This window comes from Phenylobacterium sp. (assembly GCF_044358365.1).
GTDB lineage: Bacteria > Pseudomonadota > Alphaproteobacteria > Caulobacterales > Caulobacteraceae > Phenylobacterium.
In genome coordinates, this window is sequence record NZ_JBIKNZ010000006.1 from 13,996 (window position 1) to 29,878 (window position 15,883).

General features: G+C 66.0%; 10 protein-coding genes and 1 pseudogene. 8 read left to right on the forward strand and 3 right to left on the reverse strand.

Features of this window, described 5'->3' with window-relative positions:
• The first annotated feature begins 5 nt into the window (after positions 1-5).
• The 5 genes from ACIQ3B_RS03120 (at position 6) to ACIQ3B_RS03140 (ending at position 4,966) form a co-directional block, all read left to right on the forward strand.
• Positions 6-2,885, forward strand: coding sequence for a bifunctional [glutamine synthetase] adenylyltransferase/[glutamine synthetase]-adenylyl-L-tyrosine phosphorylase (locus ACIQ3B_RS03120; protein WP_397399859.1), 2,880 nt, complete (start codon positions 6-8; stop codon positions 2,883-2,885).
• A 183-nt stretch (positions 2,886-3,068) separates the two neighbouring features.
• Positions 3,069-3,503: an EF-hand domain-containing protein gene (locus ACIQ3B_RS03125; protein ID WP_397399860.1), complete on the forward strand. Its 435-nt coding sequence runs from the start codon at positions 3,069-3,071 to the stop codon at positions 3,501-3,503.
• A 23-nt stretch (positions 3,504-3,526) separates the two neighbouring features.
• Entirely contained in the window at positions 3,527-4,066 is a 540-nt protein-coding gene (locus ACIQ3B_RS03130) for an RNA polymerase sigma factor (protein WP_397399861.1), read from the forward strand.
• Positions 4,067-4,070: 4 nt separating this feature from the next.
• On the forward strand, positions 4,071-4,487 hold the full coding sequence (locus ACIQ3B_RS03135) for a hypothetical protein (protein WP_397399862.1): 417 nt from the start codon (positions 4,071-4,073) through the stop codon (positions 4,485-4,487).
• Positions 4,487-4,966 (forward strand): periplasmic heavy metal sensor, encoded by a 480-nt coding sequence (locus ACIQ3B_RS03140; RefSeq protein ID WP_397399863.1) that lies wholly within the window; start codon positions 4,487-4,489, stop codon positions 4,964-4,966. Before ACIQ3B_RS03135 ends, ACIQ3B_RS03140 begins: the two co-directional genes overlap by 1 nt.
• 110 nt (positions 4,967-5,076) lie before the next feature.
• Here ACIQ3B_RS03140 and ACIQ3B_RS03145 read toward each other — a convergent pair.
• Together ACIQ3B_RS03145 and pepN are read right to left on the reverse strand one after the other, a co-directional pair.
• Positions 5,077-6,636 (reverse strand): annotated as a pseudogene (locus tag ACIQ3B_RS03145) (PAS domain-containing sensor histidine kinase); the annotation flags it as partial.
• A 290-nt stretch (positions 6,637-6,926) separates the two neighbouring features.
• Positions 6,927-9,542, reverse strand: a complete 2,616-nt coding sequence (gene pepN, locus ACIQ3B_RS03150) for an aminopeptidase N (protein WP_397399864.1) — start codon at positions 9,540-9,542, stop codon at positions 6,927-6,929.
• Between the two features lie 128 nt (positions 9,543-9,670).
• Between pepN and ACIQ3B_RS03155 the strand changes: the two genes are divergently transcribed.
• Positions 9,671-10,783 carry an acyl-CoA dehydrogenase family protein gene (locus tag ACIQ3B_RS03155; RefSeq protein ID WP_397399865.1) on the forward strand — a complete coding sequence of 371 codons (1,113 nt, stop codon included), beginning with the start codon at positions 9,671-9,673 and terminating at the stop codon, positions 10,781-10,783.
• 11 nt (positions 10,784-10,794) lie between these two features.
• Positions 10,795-12,021 (forward strand): acyl-CoA dehydrogenase family protein, encoded by a 1,227-nt coding sequence (locus ACIQ3B_RS03160; RefSeq protein WP_397399866.1) that lies wholly within the window; start codon positions 10,795-10,797, stop codon positions 12,019-12,021.
• Here ACIQ3B_RS03160 and ACIQ3B_RS03165 read toward each other — a convergent pair.
• Positions 12,018-13,607, reverse strand: coding sequence for an amidase (locus tag ACIQ3B_RS03165; RefSeq protein ID WP_397399867.1), 1,590 nt, complete (start codon positions 13,605-13,607; stop codon positions 12,018-12,020). The two genes, ACIQ3B_RS03160 and ACIQ3B_RS03165, sit on opposite strands and share 4 nt — an antisense overlap.
• 141 nt (positions 13,608-13,748) lie before the next feature.
• Here ACIQ3B_RS03165 and ACIQ3B_RS03170 point away from each other — a divergent pair, with 141 nt between their 5' ends.
• Positions 13,749-14,804 (forward strand): RHS repeat-associated core domain-containing protein, encoded by a 1,056-nt coding sequence (locus ACIQ3B_RS03170; protein ID WP_397399868.1) that lies wholly within the window; start codon positions 13,749-13,751, stop codon positions 14,802-14,804.
• The last annotated feature ends 1,079 nt before the right edge of the window (positions 14,805-15,883 follow it).

Genomic DNA, 15,883 nt, shown 5'->3' on the forward strand with positions numbered 1-15,883 from the left:
TGCCCATGAGACTCGGCGACGCCATCAAGCCCTGCGGCCCCGTGATCGACGCCAAGGCGGCGGCGCGTGCGCGCGTCGCGATCGGCGAGGGGCTGGGGCTCACGGAGGCGACCTGGGCCGCGCTGGATCCGGTGTTCGCCGCCTCGCCCTATCTGACCTCGCTGGCCCGGCGCAATCCAGCCAGACTGGGCAGCCTGCTGGCGGACGATCCGACCGCCCGGCTGGAGGATCTACTGGCCCGCACGCTGACGGTCTCCCGGGGACTGCCCGGCGAGGCCGAAGGCGGCCTGCGCCGCCTCAAACAGGAACTGCACCTGCTGACTGCTCTGGCCGATCTGGGCGGGGTCTGGGATCTGGATCAGGTGACCGGCGCCCTGACCCGGTTCGCCGACGCCGCATTGGGGGCGTCTCTGGCCGTCGTCGCCCGGCAAGAGCTGGCGGAGGGTCGCCTCATCCGGATTGCGGACCCCGACAATCCCGTCCCGGGCTGGTTCTGCATCGCGATGGGCAAGCAGGGCGCCCATGAGCTGAACTATTCCAGCGACATCGATGTTTCGATCTTCTTCGATCCCGAGGCGCTTCAGGGTGTGACGGCGCCCGGCGTGGAGCCGCTGACGATGGCGCTTCGCCTGACCCAAAGAGTGTCGGACCTGATGCAGGCCCGGACCGCCGACGGCTATGTGTTTCGCGTGGACCTTCGGCTACGGCCCGACCCGTCCTCCACGCCCCTGGCCGTCCCGGTTCCGGCGGCGCTGGAATACTATGAATCCGTCGGCCAGAACTGGGAGCGCGCCGCCTTCATCAAGGCCCGCGCCTGCGGCGGGGACCTGGCCGCCGGCCAGGCGTTCCTCGACGAACTGATCCCCTACATCTGGCGGCGCAACCTCGATTTCGCCGCCATCGCCGACATTCACGCGATCAAGCGCCAGATCCATGCCCACAAGGTGGACGAACGGGTCTCGGCCGCCGGGGTAGACGTCAAGCTGGGCCGCGGCGGGATTCGCGAGATCGAGTTCTACGTCCAGACCCAGCAACTGATCCTGGGCGGTCGCCACCTGGAACTGCGCAGCAACCGTACGCTGGACGCGCTGGGGGCCCTGGCGGCGGCAGGGCATGTCAGCGCGGCCGCTGCGGGCCAGATGTCCGAGGCCTACATCTGGCTGCGCGCCGTTGAGCACCGTATCCAGATGATCGCCGATGAGCAGACCCATCGACTGCCGGAGTCTGCGACAGACCGACGCCGGGTCGCCGCCCTGGCGGGTTACGATCAGCTTCGCGGGTTTGATCAGGCGGTGACGCGCACCCTGAGAACGGTCAATGCCCGCTACGGGGAGTTGTTCGCCGAGGCAGAGCAACTGTCGTCCCGGTTCGGCAGTCTGGTGTTCACTGGCGTGGACGATGATCCGGAGACCCTGGCCACCCTGTCGCGTATGGGGTTTCCCGATCCGATGCGGGTCTCGCAAACCATCCGGGCCTGGCATCACGGCCGCGTCTCCGCGACCCGGACGGAACGGGGCCGGGAGCTGTTCACGCGGCTGGCGCCGCGGCTGCTCGAAGCCGCCCATGCCACGGGGGCGCCGGAGATCGCCTTCCGGCGGTTCGGCGATTTCTTCGAGGGGCTGGCGTCAGGCGTTCAACTCCAGTCCCTGTTTCTGGCGCAGCCCAGGCTGTTCGAACTGGTGGTGCAAGTGCTGGCTTTCGCACCACGACTGGCCAGCACCCTCGCCCGACGACCCGCAGCGATCGACGCCATGCTGGATCCCGAATTCTTTGATCAGGTCGACATCGCGCCCGAGCGCGAACACATGGCCCGCGAAGTCCGGGCGACCGGGAGTTTTGAGGGGGCGATGGACGTGGTGCGTCGCCTCCACCGCGAACAGGCCTTCCGGATTGGCGTGCAGGTGATGAGCGGGTCGTCCAGCGCCGGGGCCGCCGGGCGGGCCTTCGCCGAACTGGCTGACCTGTGCATCGAGGCCTTGGCGCCGGTGGCCCTCGCCGAAGCCGTGCGGCTCGGCGGCGACTTTCCCGGAGAAGTCGCTGTGGTCGCCCTGGGCAAGTGCGGCTCGCGCGAGATGAGCGCAACGTCAGACCTGGATCTAATGACACTCTATCGGGCGGCTGATCCGACGGCGACGTCGTCGTTCAAGGGCTGGGACGGATCAAGCTTCTACAGTCGCTTTACCCAGAGGTTGATCGCCGCCCTGTCCAGCCCGACCACCGAGGGCCAGCTATATGACGTGGACATGCAGCTTCGCCCGTCAGGCACCAAGGGACCCGTGGCGGTGAGTTTTGCGGCCTTTGCCGACTACTATCAGGGTGAGGCCGAGACCTGGGAGTTGCTGGCACTGACCCGAGCGCGGGTGGTGTGGGCGAGCAGCGACGCCTTTGCCGACGCGGCTGCAGGCGCCATCGAAGCCGCCTTGCGCAGACACCATGACCCCTCCCGAACAGCGGCCGATGTGCGGGAGATGCGCGATTTGCTTGAGGCCGAACGGCCCCCAAAGGGCGATTGGGATCTCAAGCTGTCACCCGGCGGGCTGGTGGATATCGAGTTCACGGCTCAGTTTCTGCAGCTGGTCCACGCTGATCGCGGCGGCCCGCTGTCGCCAAATACTTCAGCCGCACTGGACGCACTTGGCGCCGCAGGACTGGCCGATCCGCAGGCTCTGGACGCGCTCTCGACAGCCTGGCGGCTGCAGCAGGACCTGATCCAATTGCTCAAGGTGGCGCTGGGTGACGATCCGCAGCCGGACGATGAGCCAAAGGCCTTTCAGGCGTTACTGGCACGAGCGGGAGGCGTTCGCAGCTACAGAGCATTGCGCAGCCGCCTGACCGGAGCGCGCTCAGCGGCGCGCGCCGCACACCTGGCGTTGGTCAAGGTATAGATCACGTCGAGATTGGATTGGATCAATCCAAACTCGAAAAACGTGATCGACCTCATATGTTTAGAGTGGGTTGCGGGCGGAAAACCGGTTCCCACTTTTCCTCAACCCGCTCTGGCGAACGACGGAAACTGCATGATCGCCCGTACAAGTTTTCGGGGTGCGAAACTGAACCACCGAGGACCTATGAAACTGATCCTGCTTACAACCGCCATGGCCCTGACTGTCGCGACTGCCCACGCCCAGCCGGGCCGGGGCGGTGGGCCGCCGAACCCTGATGCCGACAATGATGGCAAGGTGACCCTGTCCGAGTTCAAGGCCGTGGAGACCGTTCGTCAGGGGCGCATGTTTGCTCGACTGGACACCAACAAGGACGACAAGATCACCCAGGCCGAGCTCGACGCTGTGGCCAAACAGGGCGAACGCAACGGGCGCGGCCGTCGGATGGGCGGTATCATGCGCCTTGATGCGGACAAGGACGGCGCAGTTACCGCCGCTGAAGCCAGCGCCATGGCCCAGCGCCGGTTCGAAATGGCCGACGCCAACAAGGACGGCTGGCTCTCGAAGGAGGAGACGGCCATGATCCGGCAGAGGGCGCGCGGTGGTCCCGGACCCGGATAGGCGCACTCCAGGAGCCAATGCGCTTGGGGGATTCCGACGACCAGTTGCTGGCGCGCGTTGCCGTGGACGATCCCGCGGCAACGCGGGCTATGGTCGCTCGCAAACTGCCGCGCCTGCTGTCGCTGGCCGGGCGCATGCTGGGCGACGCCGTCGAGGCGGAGGACGTTGCCCAGGAGGTGTTCCTGCGAATCTGGAAACAGGCGTCACGCTGGCGGCCCGGCGAAGCGCGGTTCGATACCTGGCTGCACCGGGTGGCGCTGAACCTGTGTTACGACCGACTGCGTCGGCGGCGCGAGCTTGCTTTTGCCGATCCGCCGGATCGTGCGGACGATGGACCAGGCCCCGACCGGGGCCTGCAGGCGGCAGATACAGGTCGGCGGGTGGGGGCTGCGCTGCAGTCGTTGCCGGATCGTCAGCGGGAGGCGATCGTGCTCTGTCACTATCAGGAGCTCGGCAACATCGAGGCCGCCGCCGTGATGGGCGTCAGTGTCGAGGCGTTGGAGAGCCTGCTGGGGCGAGGTCGACGCGCTTTGCGCGTCGCACTGGCTGATATGAAGGGGTGAGGCCATGAACCCAGAACGTTTCGAAGCCCTGGCCGAAGCCTTTGGCGGTGATGTGGCCCGCTGGCCGGTCGCTGAGCGAGAGGAGGCAGCGGTGCTGATGGCCGCGCAGGCTGACTGGGCGCAATCGGTGCTGGCCGTGGCCGGTGAGGTCGACACGGCGCTGTACGCCTACGCGCCGCCCAAGGCTTCTGTCGGCCTCGCGGATCGGATTGTGGCTGCCGGGCCCCGGCCAGCTCGTGGGCGCTGGATGGGATTTCTTTGGCCTGCGGGTCTTGGCGCGGGGCTTGCGGCGGCCTGCGCCGCCGGGATTTTTGTCGGCGCCCACCTCTCTGCAGCGATAGTCTCCGCTGAGCCCTCGGAGGCTGTGACGATGGCCGCGAGCGATCAGAACTTTGATTTCGACCTCGATGGGGAGGTGTGATGAGTACCCGAGCGCTCTGGGTCGCCTTGTCGGTCTCGCTGGCAGTGAACGTCTTCGTCGTCGGCGCCTTTGTCGGCTCGAGGTTGTCGGACGGGACCCGAGGGATGCCGGTCTCAGCCAAGGGTCCTGACCCCAGAAGCCGAAATCCCGTGGGGGCAGCCATCCGCGAACTGTCGCCGGAGGCCCAAGCGGCCTGGCGCGCGGGGTCGCTCGAATTCTCAACGCGCGCCGCCCCGAAAATGCGGGAGGCCCGAACCCTCAGTCAGGCGGCTTTCCGCAGTCTGGGTGACCCGGCTTTCAGTCCGGAAGTCGCAAGGGCAAATCTCGAGCGCGCACGAGCGCTGGAATTCGAGAGCCGGCTGGAAATGGACCGGCGGCTCATCGCGTTTGCAGTAACCCTCTCGCCTGCCGATCGCAGCAGTCTGGGCGAAGCCCTGGCCCGGCCGCGGGCGCCGCGAGGAGACAGGCCGCCGCGATAGAGCTGGCTGTCTCAGGCGGCGGCGGTCGAAACCGACATGGCCTCGCTTTGCCGAACCGGCAATGCGAATGAGGCCACAGTGCCTTGCCCCGGGGTGCTGCGAAGGTCCAGCAGTCCGCCGTGCATCTCGACCAGGGATTTTGTCAGGGCAAGGCCGAGGCCGGTGCCCTGGGTTGTCTTGGAATGCTGGCTTTCCACTTGCTCGAACGGTCGCGCTAGGCGCTCGAGATCCTGCGGCAGAATGCCGATGCCCGTGTCATGGATGCTGATCCGGACCCGTTCGCCCAGGGCATCCTCGCGCCGCTCACCGCGAATGCTGATGCGGCCTCCGCGCGGCGTGAATTTGATGGCGTTCGACAACAGGTTCAGCAGCACCTGTTTCACGGCTCGATAGTCGGCCTCCACCTCAGGTAGATCGACGAAGTCCAGGATCAGGCTCAGGCCGGCGGCTTCGGCCCGGTTACGCACCAGCCTCAGCGCTTCCTCGGCCAACTCCTCAAGGCAGACAGGCTCGAAACGCAGGTGCAGCTTCCCTGCCTCAATCTTCGACATGTCGAGGATGTCGTTGATCAGCGCCAGAAGGTGCTGGCCGGAGCTCAGGATGTCGCGCGCATAGTCCCGGTAGCGGGCATCGCCGACCGGGCCGTACATTTCCCCGGCCATGATCTCCGAGAAGCCGTTGATCGCGTTGAGCGGCGTGCGTAGTTCGTGGCTCATGTTGGCCAGGAAATCGCTCTTGGCCTGGCTGGCGGCTTCAGCCCGGATTTTCTCGGCCTCATATTTGCGGGCCAGTTCCGAGAGTTGTTCCTGGCTTTGCTCCAGGTTCACAACGACCCGGCGCAGTTCCCCCTCCTTGATGCGCCGTACCTCTTCCTGGGTTTTGAGCACGGTGATGTCGGCGGCGGTGACGACGAGTCCGCCTTCGGCTGTAGAGCGTTCGGAGATCTGGACCCAACGACCGTCAGAAAGCTCGGCCTCACGCACGCCGCGTCGGCCGCCGGCCGCTGGATACTCCTGGCGAATGGCCCGCCGCGTAGCCCGGGCCACCGTCTCGCGGCCCACGCCGGTTTTCGCCAGTTCGGCGTCAAGCCGGAAAAAGCCGAGGAAGTTCTTGTTGCAGAGTACCAACCTGCCGTTTCGGTCCCACAGCACGAAGGCTTCGGACGTGCTCTCGATAGCGTCCCGAAGACGGCCTTCGGCGGACTGGGCCCGAGCCTGGGCCAGGCGCTCCTCGGTGACGTCCAATGCCACCCCGATGATCCGGGCGAACCCGCCCTCGGGGCTTTCGCCAAAGCCTCGACCCCGGAAATCGATCCAGACGGGCCGCGCGCCCGCCAGGGGCGGCACCCGGAAGGAGACATCGAAATCGCCATAGATCGCGGCCGTGGAGAGCGCCTCGCGCATATCATCGCGATGACCCGGGGCGACCCGGTCCAGCACCTGCTGGCCGCCGACCTCACCGCTACGCCAGCCGAACAGCGAGGCGGTGACATCGGACATGAAGATCTTGTCGTCCGCCAGATCCCACTCCCAGATGCCGCAGCGCGCCGCCTCGACGGCCATCCGGAACCGGGTCTCGGAATCACTGCGGGCGGCCTGGATACGGTCTACCCTGAGGGTTTCGCGAAACAAGAAGACGCCGAGCGCGATGGCGGCGACCACGGGAACCATGAACCAGATAGCGAATTCGTAGACTCCAGCTCCGCCGGACAGGAGCCGGACCAGTGCGGCGACGGCGAACAGGCCCAGAAGGACAAGGACGCCCGCAATGGAGGGGCGGACCAGCCGTCTGAGCGCCGACGTGCGCGGGCGCGCCCGTCGTTCCGGCGTCACCCCGGCCAAGCCCTGTCCACCGCCCTCGGCCAAGCCTGCCAATCCCCCGCGTCCGGCGTTCGGCAACGCCGAACCGAAGCAGAGTCTAAGCTGATCCGGGGGCTTTGGTCATCGGGGTTCTCGACAATTCAGGCCAGGGCCCGCGCCGCCAGTTCGTGGACGTTTTTCGAAAGGCCCTCGACCTTGAGGATCCGTTCCAGCTGGGCCTTCATCAACTCGCCCAGCTCGGGCTTCAGCCGCCGCCAGCCGCCCAGCGGATCCACCAGCCGCGCGGCCGTCATGGGGTTGAACCGATCCACTGCAATGATCTGGTCGGCGAGGAAGCGATACCCGGCGCCGCTCGGATCATGGAATCGCGCCGGATTGAAGTTGGCGAAGCTTGAGACCAGCGCGCGCAGGCGGTTGGGATTCTTTGCGTCGAAGGCCGGGTGGGCGGTCAGGGCCAGGATGCGGCCGAACGCCTCTTCGGACGTATCGCGGCCCTGGATGGCGAACCACTTGTCGATCACCAGCGGCTCGGACGTCCATTTGGCGTAGAAGTCGCCCAGCGCCTCGTCGTAGTCCGCCCCGCCGATGTGCATCAGGGCGTTCAGACCGCCCATGGCGTCGGTCATGTTGGCGGCGGCGTGATAGTGGCCGCTGGCGATCTCGGCGACGGTGCGCGTCGGGTTGGCGGCCATCAACTCCAGCGCCGCATTGCGCAGGGCGCGGCGACCGGCACCGGCGGCATCCGGCGAGAACTCTCCCAGGTTCTGAAGGCCGGTGTGGAGGCGGCGCAGTTCGCTGTCGAGGTGCAGCGCCAGTCGCAGGCGCAGGGCGTCGCGGGCGGCATGCAAGGCCGCCGGGTCCACCGGGCTGCGCATCAGCGCCAGGTCACTCTCGGCCGGCAGCGCCAGCAACAGCGCCTTGAAGGCCTCGTCGGAGGCCTGATCGTTCAGCGCCCGGCCCAATGCCTCGGCATAGCGCTCCTCGCCCACCTCGTCGGGCTTGCCTTCGGCGCGCGACAGGATCAGGTCGCTGGCCAGATCCTGGCCGGCTTCCCACCGGTTGAAGAGGTCGGGGTCAGAGGCCAGTTGCAGATAGCGCGCCCGGGCCGGCGCGTCGGTCTTCAGCACCACCGGCGCCGAGAAGCCGCGCAGGGCCGAGATCACGGGCTGGCTGTCGACGCCGGTCAGGGCGACGGTCGTTTCGCCGCCGCTCAGCACCACGACGGTTTCGTCCGTCGCCACGCCGTCGCGCTCGAACGCCAGGGTGCGGCCTTCGGTGTCCAGCAGACCGATGGTCACCGGGATCGGCAGATCGCGCTTCACCGGCTGACCTGTCGTGGGTGGATTGGTCTGGGTGAGCGTCACGGCCAGCGACTTCGACGCCTCGTCGTAGCGCGCGCTCAGGGCCACGCGCGGTGTCCCGGCCTGTTCGTACCAGCGGAAGAAGTCGGTGAGGTCCTGGCCCGAGGACTCGACGAAGCACTGGATAAACGCCTCGACCGTCGTGGCGTGGCCGTCCCAGCGCTCGAAATAGATGTCCATGCCGGCCCGGAATGCAGCGTCGCCCACCAGGGTCTTGAGCATGCTGATGACCTCGGAGCCCTTTTCGTAGATTGTGGCCGTGTAGAAGTTTTCGATCTTCATATAGGCCGAGGGGCGCACCGCGTGGGCCAGCGGTCCCTGATCCTCGGCGAACTGGCGCGTGCGCAGCGCCTTGACCGCCTTGATGCGGCCCACGGCGGCGCCGCGCATGTCCATGCAGAATTCCTGCTCGCGGAACACGGTCAGTCCTTCCTTAAGGCACAGCTGGAACCAGTCGCGACAGGTGATGCGGTTGCCGGTCCAGTTATGGAAGTACTCGTGCGCCACGACCGCCTCGATGCGCTCATAGTCCAGGTCGGTCGCCGTTGCGGGATCGGCCAGCAGGAGCGAGGAGTTGAAGATATTCAGCCCCTTGTTCTCCATGGCCCCGAAGTTGAAGTCGCGCACGGCCACGATCATGAAAAGATCCAGGTCGTACTCTCGGCCATAGGCCTGCTCGTCCCAGATCATCGAGCGCTTGAGGGAATCCATCGCATAGGCCGCACGGCCCGCCATGCCCGGGTCGACATAGATGCGCAGGTCCACCGTGCGCCCGCTCATGGTGACGAGCTTGTCCTCCAGCACGTCCAGCTCGCCGCCGACCAGGGCGAACAGATAGCTGGGCTTGGGGAAGGGGTCGTTCCAGACCGCGAAGTGGCGACCGCCGGGCAGGGCGCCCCTGTCGATCAGATTGCCGTTGCACAGCAGGTGGTGGAACCGGGTGTCGGCCTCGATCCGGACGGTGAAGCGCGCCAGCACGTCGGGCCGATCGGGCCAGAAGGTAATCTTGCGGAAGCCCTCGGATTCGCACTGGGTGCAGAACCGGCCGCCGGACATGTAGAGCCCTTCCAGCGCGGTGTTGTTCTCCGGATCGATCTCGACCTCGGTTTCCAGAGTGAAGGCTGCGGGGGGCGCGTGGATGGTGAGGAATTCCGCGTCGATGGCGTGCTCATCCGCGGAGAGCGCCCGCCCGTCGATGGTGACGGAGATCGGCTTGAGGTGCTCGCCGTTGAACGCCAGAGGCTCGGCGTGGTCGCCGTTGCGCCGCACGCTCAGGCGCGCCTTTACGCGGGTGGCGTTGGGCTGCAGGTCGAAGGTGAGGTGAACCTCATCGACCAGGTATGCGGGCGGGCGATACTCGGAGAGCTGGATCGGTTTGGCTGTGTCTGTGCGCATGGAGCATTCTAAGCGGTGGAGTGAGGCGGCGCCAAGGCGCTGACGCGAGGTCACGCTTTTCTTGTGCCCCGTCCGGCGCGATGGTGTCTGTGGAAACGCAAGAACAGCCGACCGCCGAAGAGGCCCAGATGAATTTTGATTTCTCCGACGACCAGAAGTTCCTCAAGAACGAGGCGCGGAAGTTCCTCGACGCCAACTGCGGCACGGCCAAGGTGCGCAAGGTGCTGGACAACGAGAAGGTCGCCTATGACGCGGACCTCTGGACGGCGGTCGCCGGGCAGGGGTGGCTGGGCGCGGCGATCCCGGAGCAGTACGGCGGCCTGGGGCTGGGGCATCTGGAGCTTTGCGCCATCGCCGAGGAGCTGGGGCGCGTGGTGGCGCCGATCCCGTTTGCGTCGACGGTCTATTTCCTGGCCGAGGCGGTGATGCTGGCCGGGTCCGACGCCCAGAAGGCCGCGTTGCTGCCGAAGATCGCGGCGGGGGAGGTGATCGGCTGTGTGGCCACCTCCGAGGGCCCCGGTGTCCTGAACGCCGCGGGCCTTCAGGCCAGCGTCGCCGGCGGCAAGCTGACCGCAGTCAAGCTGCCGGTGACCGACGGCGACATTGCCACCCATGCTCTGGTGATCGCCAAGGAAAACGGCCAGCCGGGGTTGTTTCTGGTGGATCTGTCCGCCGGCGTGGCGCGCGACGCGCTGCAGACCCTTGATCCCACCCGTGATGCGGCAAGGCTCACCTTCGCCGGCGCAACCGCCGAACGTCTTGGCGTCCCGGGAGAAGGCTTCGCCCTGCTGGAGCAGATCATGGACCGGGCGGCCGTGCTGCTGGCCTTTGAGCAGTGCGGCGGCGCGGACCGGTGTCTGGAAATGGCCAAGGCCTATGCCATGGAGCGCTATGCGTTTGGCCGCGTGATCGCATCGTACCAGGCGATCAAGCACAAGCTGGCCGATATCTACATCAAGAACGAACTGGCCCGATCCAACGCCTATTACGGCGCCTGGGCGCTCAACACCGATGCGCCGGAGCTGCCCGTGGCGGCCAGCGCCGCGCGGATCGCGGCGTCGGAGGCCTTCTGGTTTGCGTCCAAGGAAAACATCCAGACCCACGGCGGCATCGGCTTCACCTGGCAGATCGACGCCCACCTCTTTTACCGGCGCTCGCGCCAGCTCAGCCTGGTGGCCGGCGCGCCCCGGGTCTGGAAGGAACGGCTGATCAGCCACCTCGAACGTCGTAACGCGGCCTAAGGAGCGGACAGATGGATTTCAACGACACCCCCGAAGAAGCTGCCTACCGCGCGGAAGTCCGCGCCTGGCTGGAGGCCAATGCGCCGAAATCGGCGGTCGTCGATGATGGCGAAGGCGGCGGCTCAATGGCCGCGTCAAAGGCCTGGCAGGCGAAGAAGGCAGCGGCGGGCTATGCCTGCATCACCTGGCCCAAGGAGTGGGGCGGGCAGGGCGGCAACCCGCTTCAGCAGGTCATCTTCAATCAGGAGGAGGCCAATCACCCGATTCCGCCCAACCCGTTCACGATCGGGCTGGGCATGTGCGTGCCGACGGTCGCGACGTTTGCGGACGCCGAGACCAAGGCCCGGTTCGTCGGCCCCGCCCTGCGCGGTGAGGAAATCTGGTGCCAGCTGTTCTCGGAACCCTCCGGCGGTTCAGACGTGGCGGCGGCGCGGACCAAGGCGGTGCGCGTCGATGACGGCTCCGGCGACTGGATCATCGACGGCCAGAAGGTGTGGACGACGGGGGCCCAGTTCTCGAACTTCGGCATCGTGGTCACGCGCACTGACATGGACGCGCCCAAGCACAAGGGCATGACCATGTTCTGGGTCGACATGAGCGATCCGGGCATCGAGGTGCGGCCGATCCACCAGATGTCGGGCGGCTCGGGCTTCAACGAGGTGTTCTTCACCGGCGTGCGGGTCAAGGACAGCCAGCGGCTGGGGGCGGTCAACGACGGCTGGAAGGTCAGTCTCGTGACCCTGATGAACGAGCGTCTGGCCGTGGGCGGCGCGTCCGGCGCGGGCTGGTCGCAGTTCATGGAGGCGGCGCGCGGGATCACCGGCGTGGATGGCCGACCGGCGCTGAAGGATCAGGCGCTGCGTGAAAAGCTGGCCGACTGGTACGTGCAGGCTGAGGGCCTCAAGCACACCCGCAACCGCACCATGACCGCGCTCAGCCGGGGCCAGACGCCCGGGCCCGAGAGCTCGATCGGCAAGGTGGTGGCCGCCACCCAGATGCAGGATCTGGGCAATGAGGCGCTGGAGATGCTGGATCAGTACGGGATCATCAGCGATCCGGAGCTGGCGCCGCTCAGGGGCGCGTTCCACGCCTCGGTGATGTCGTCGCCCGGCCTGCGGATCGCGGGCGGCACGGACGAGATCCTGCGCAACATCATCGCCGAGCGCGTGCTGGGCCTGCCCGGCGACATCCGCGTCGACAAGGACGTGGCGTTCAAGGACCTGCCGACGGGGCGCTAACGCGGGTCGTAGGCCCGGCCGATCTCGGCCCTCGCGCCTACGTTTGGCAGGAACGCGGGCTCGCGGCGGGCTCTGGTGGCCTGCTCGAAGGCGAAGCCGAGGCTCAGCAGCCGGGCCTCGGACCAGGCCGGGCCGATGAAGGACAGCCCGAGCGGCAGGCCGGTGATCTGGCCCGCCGGGACGGTAAGGTGCGGATAGCCCGACACCGCCGGCAGCATGGTGGGTGAGCCGAACGAGACGCCGCCGTTCACCGGGTCGACGATGGAAGCCGGGCCGTTGCTGGGCGAGACGATGGCGTCCAGCCTGTTGTCGGCCAGCATCCTGTCCAGCATGCCGCGGGCGAGGCTGCGGGCCTGGGCGCGCTTTTCCAGATAGCCCGGATCGGTGATCGGCGGCTTGGCGACCGATTGTTCGAAGATCTCCTGGGCGAACAGCGGCATCTCGCGCGGCTCGGCCTTGTTGAAGGCGATCAGGGCCTCCAGGGTCCGTGCGGTGACGGCGGGCGGTGTCGTGGCCAGATAGGCTTCGAGCGCGGCCTTGAACTCGGTGCGCAGGCATTCGCCCTCGAGAGCGCCGATCTGGCCCATGACGGCGGCGTCGGTCTTCACCTCCACCAGCACGGCGCCCTGGGCTTCCAGCGCCTTCACGGCAGCGTCGAACACCGCGTCGGTCCCGGGCGAGCGGCCCTTGTTGGGTGTCCAGACACCGATCCGGGCACCCTTGAGCGTGGCGCCCCTCAGGGCGGCCAGATAGTCGACCTTTCTGGCGTCCGCTTCTTTCGTGGCCGCGTCAGCCGGGTCGCTGCCGGCAATGACGTTCAGCAGGGCGGCGGCGTCGGCCACGGTGCGGGTCATCGGCCCGGCGGTGTCCTGCTCGGGGGAGATGGGGATGATGTGGGTGCGGGAGACGAGGCCCACGGTGGGCTTGAGGCCGACGATGCCGTTCATCGCCGCCGGACAGATGACCGAGCCGTCGGTCTCGGTACCGATGGCGAAGGCCGCCAGCCCCGCCGCTACCGCCGCGCCCGATCCCGCCGATGAGCCACAGGCGGTGCGGTCCAGCGAGTATGGGTTGCGCACCAGGCCGCCCACCGAACTCCAGCCGCTGATCGACCGCGTCGAGCGGAAATTGGCCCATTGCGACAGATTGGCCTTGCCCAGCACCACAGCGCCCGCCTCGGTGAGGCGTTTGGCGATGGGCGCGTCGCGGCCGGTGATATTGCCCGCCAGCGCCAGTGAGCCGGCAGTGGTGGCGGTGCCGTCGTTGGTTTCGATGTTGTCCTTCAGCAGGATGGTGACGCCGTGAAGGGGACCGCGAAGGTTGCCCGCCCGGCGTTCGGCGTCGAGGCGGCGCGCGTCGGCCAGAGCGCGGCTGTTCAGCGCCAGCACGGAATTCAGCTTTGGCCCCGCGCGATCGATCCGCTCGATCCGCTCCAGATAGGCGCGGGCCAGCTGCTCGGACGTGACCTGGCCGTCGGTCATGGCCGCCTGCTGTTCGCCCGCCGAGGCGTAGTGACTGATCATCTGGGCGTCGGCTCCAGTGCACAGCAGCGTGAGCCCCAGGGTGAGGGCGATAGGTCTGAACATGGCGCGCTCCGTGGGACGATGCGCCGTTGTAGCGCGTAGGCGGCCGGGCGCCAGTGGGTCGGGTGGCGGCTTGAGAGCTCGCTTCGATCCTTTGTTGCCCACCACAGATTGCCGGTTGGCAATGTGCCGCCTGGAGTTACAATGCAGCTCATGGGCAGGGCCGCGCCTCAGCCGGAGATGAAGCCGTATTCGTGCGGGCGAACCGGCGCGAGACGCCGCAGGAATGCCCCGGCCCTTCGCCGCTATGTCCACGGCCCCGGGGTGGATGAGCCGCTGGTCTGGTACGAGGGCTCGGGCGTGGCCGACCGGCGCTGGCTGCACGCAGATCGTCAGGGCTCGATCATCGGGGTCTCGAACGGGGCGGGCGCGGTCACGCCCTACGCCTACGGCCCCTGGGGCGAGCCCAGCGACTGGACCGGCCCGCGCTTCCGCTACACCGGCCAGGCCGCCTTCCCCGAAGCCCAAGCCTACCACTACAAGGCCCGCGTCTACGACCCGGCCATGGGCCGGTTCCTGCAGACCGATCCGATCGGGCAGGCGGATGATCCGAACCTCTATGCCTATGTGCGGGGGGATCCAGTGAATGGAATCGATCCAGCTGGAACCGATGCAATCTGGCTTTCCTTCACGGATGGAGCGTACGGTGCTGGCCATGCAGCGGTTGTCTTCGTGGATCAGAAAACTGGTTTCGCGACTTATGCCGACTACGGATCTAGCCAAGGAGATCGGGAGAAGGCCAACAATGTTTACGCGGTCCGGCTCCCGGTGACGGCGAAATTTGATGGAAGGGGCATTCTCACGCCTCAAAGCATGTCATCGATTATTCGGGCGTCCGTGAAGCTTAATCCTGACACCGAAAAATCTCGTGCCGATGTCATTGCTTCTTACCATCCAGAAGCAGACGACATGGCAGGCGGCGCTGCCGCCATTGATGCCTGGCATGGTCGTTCGTATTGTTTAATCGGTGCCAGTTGCGTGGATGCCGCGCGGGAGGGGATGCTGGGTGCCGGTGCCCGCATTGTAAAAGGTATTGATCCGGGTCCAAACGCTCAAGTCGGGAGAGATGCTCAATGGACCGGGAGCCCACTATCGGGGCGCTATAGACAACACAAAGATCCCAAAACATCTTCTGCGGCATGCCCAAACTATGGGGCCAGCTCAGCCAAGTGCGGGTCCAGTGTTGAATTCGTAGATTGATCTAAAGTGGGGAATCAGAGGACGCGCAGGATCGGTTTCGGAGCAGGGATTGTTATCCTAGCATCGACTTCAATTCTACTGGTGTATTCGCGCCAGTCGGACGTGCCGTTGGATGCGGCATTTTCAATGAATTTCCCGGAAAGGCCAGCTTGGACAAAGTGTGTCAGCGCAAGCGACGGCTGGAGTCATCGAATGCGTTGGTTCGTATTTGCCAATTACTACGACATTGTGGTCGCAAATCAAAGTAATTGCAGAGAACTGGATGCAAATACTGATATGATTGTTTACAAAGAATATCGGTACGACAAGACAATATCTTCAGTGATGAAATTTAATTCTATGAAGTGCAGCGAAGAATTTCATGTAAAGTTGTCAAAAATCAGATCAGCAATAGACAACAATAGACTTTATAAGCGAAAGACTATAATTTTTAGTCAGATTTATGTCTCCAATACCACGTGCAGCAATGGAGGTATATCAATCTCGGGTATTGACGGATGTCGTTGCTCATATTCTAGCGAAGACGGAATGGCTGAAGACAATAAATCCAGGTACGTTTTGCAGGAAAATCGATGACATAGGAAAGCGGGACACGAAGCAAGCGGAGGAGCGGCATATCAGCGCATTCTAGACCGCTCCCACCGCCGGAAAAACACCTGGGCCCCCGCGTTCGCGGGGGTGACCGCAGGGGGCGGGGGCGTCGCGCTCGCCTGTTCGTGCTGTTCGTGTCGGTTCGTGGACAAACCCGTGCTGCGCCGACGCCGCACGGCATCCCGGGCGACGGCCGGATGGGCAGAGGTCGGGTGAAGACAACCGCAGGGCGCCTGGCGGCATGCAGAGGGCCGCCCGGAACGCGCCCACCGCGCCGCCTCACCGCTGCCCTCTGCGCCGCTCTGCGTTTTCTGCGGTTTGACAGGGGCGCGGGCCACGTCACAGGTCGGCGTCGGCAGGCATCCCCCGGTCCGCTGCGCGGCCGGTGGATGACGCGCTTTGGGGGTGGACGGGTGATGCGTTCATCTGGTGGCGGCAAGGCAGGCGGCCAAAGGGGATTGCGTCGACACCTTGCCCCTACATGCGCC

What these genes read in the sequence shown, in the direction of transcription:
- ACIQ3B_RS03120 (WP_397399859.1), top strand. Translation starts at nt 6, where the DNA reads ATGAGACTCGGCGACGCCATCAAGCCCTGCGGCCCCGTGATCGACGCC.
- ACIQ3B_RS03125 (WP_397399860.1), top strand. Translation starts at nt 3,069, where the DNA reads ATGAAACTGATCCTGCTTACAACCGCCATGGCCCTGACTGTCGCGACT.
- ACIQ3B_RS03135 (WP_397399862.1), top strand. Translation starts at nt 4,071, where the DNA reads ATGAACCCAGAACGTTTCGAAGCCCTGGCCGAAGCCTTTGGCGGTGAT.
- ACIQ3B_RS03140 (WP_397399863.1), top strand. Translation starts at nt 4,487, where the DNA reads ATGAGTACCCGAGCGCTCTGGGTCGCCTTGTCGGTCTCGCTGGCAGTG.
- pepN (WP_397399864.1), bottom strand. Translation starts at nt 9,542, where the DNA reads ATGCGCACAGACACAGCCAAACCGATCCAGCTCTCCGAGTATCGCCCG.
- ACIQ3B_RS03155 (WP_397399865.1), top strand. Translation starts at nt 9,671, where the DNA reads ATGAATTTTGATTTCTCCGACGACCAGAAGTTCCTCAAGAACGAGGCG.
- ACIQ3B_RS03160 (WP_397399866.1), top strand. Translation starts at nt 10,795, where the DNA reads ATGGATTTCAACGACACCCCCGAAGAAGCTGCCTACCGCGCGGAAGTC.
- ACIQ3B_RS03165 (WP_397399867.1), bottom strand. Translation starts at nt 13,607, where the DNA reads ATGTTCAGACCTATCGCCCTCACCCTGGGGCTCACGCTGCTGTGCACT.
- ACIQ3B_RS03170 (WP_397399868.1), top strand. Translation starts at nt 13,749, where the DNA reads ATGCAGCTCATGGGCAGGGCCGCGCCTCAGCCGGAGATGAAGCCGTAT.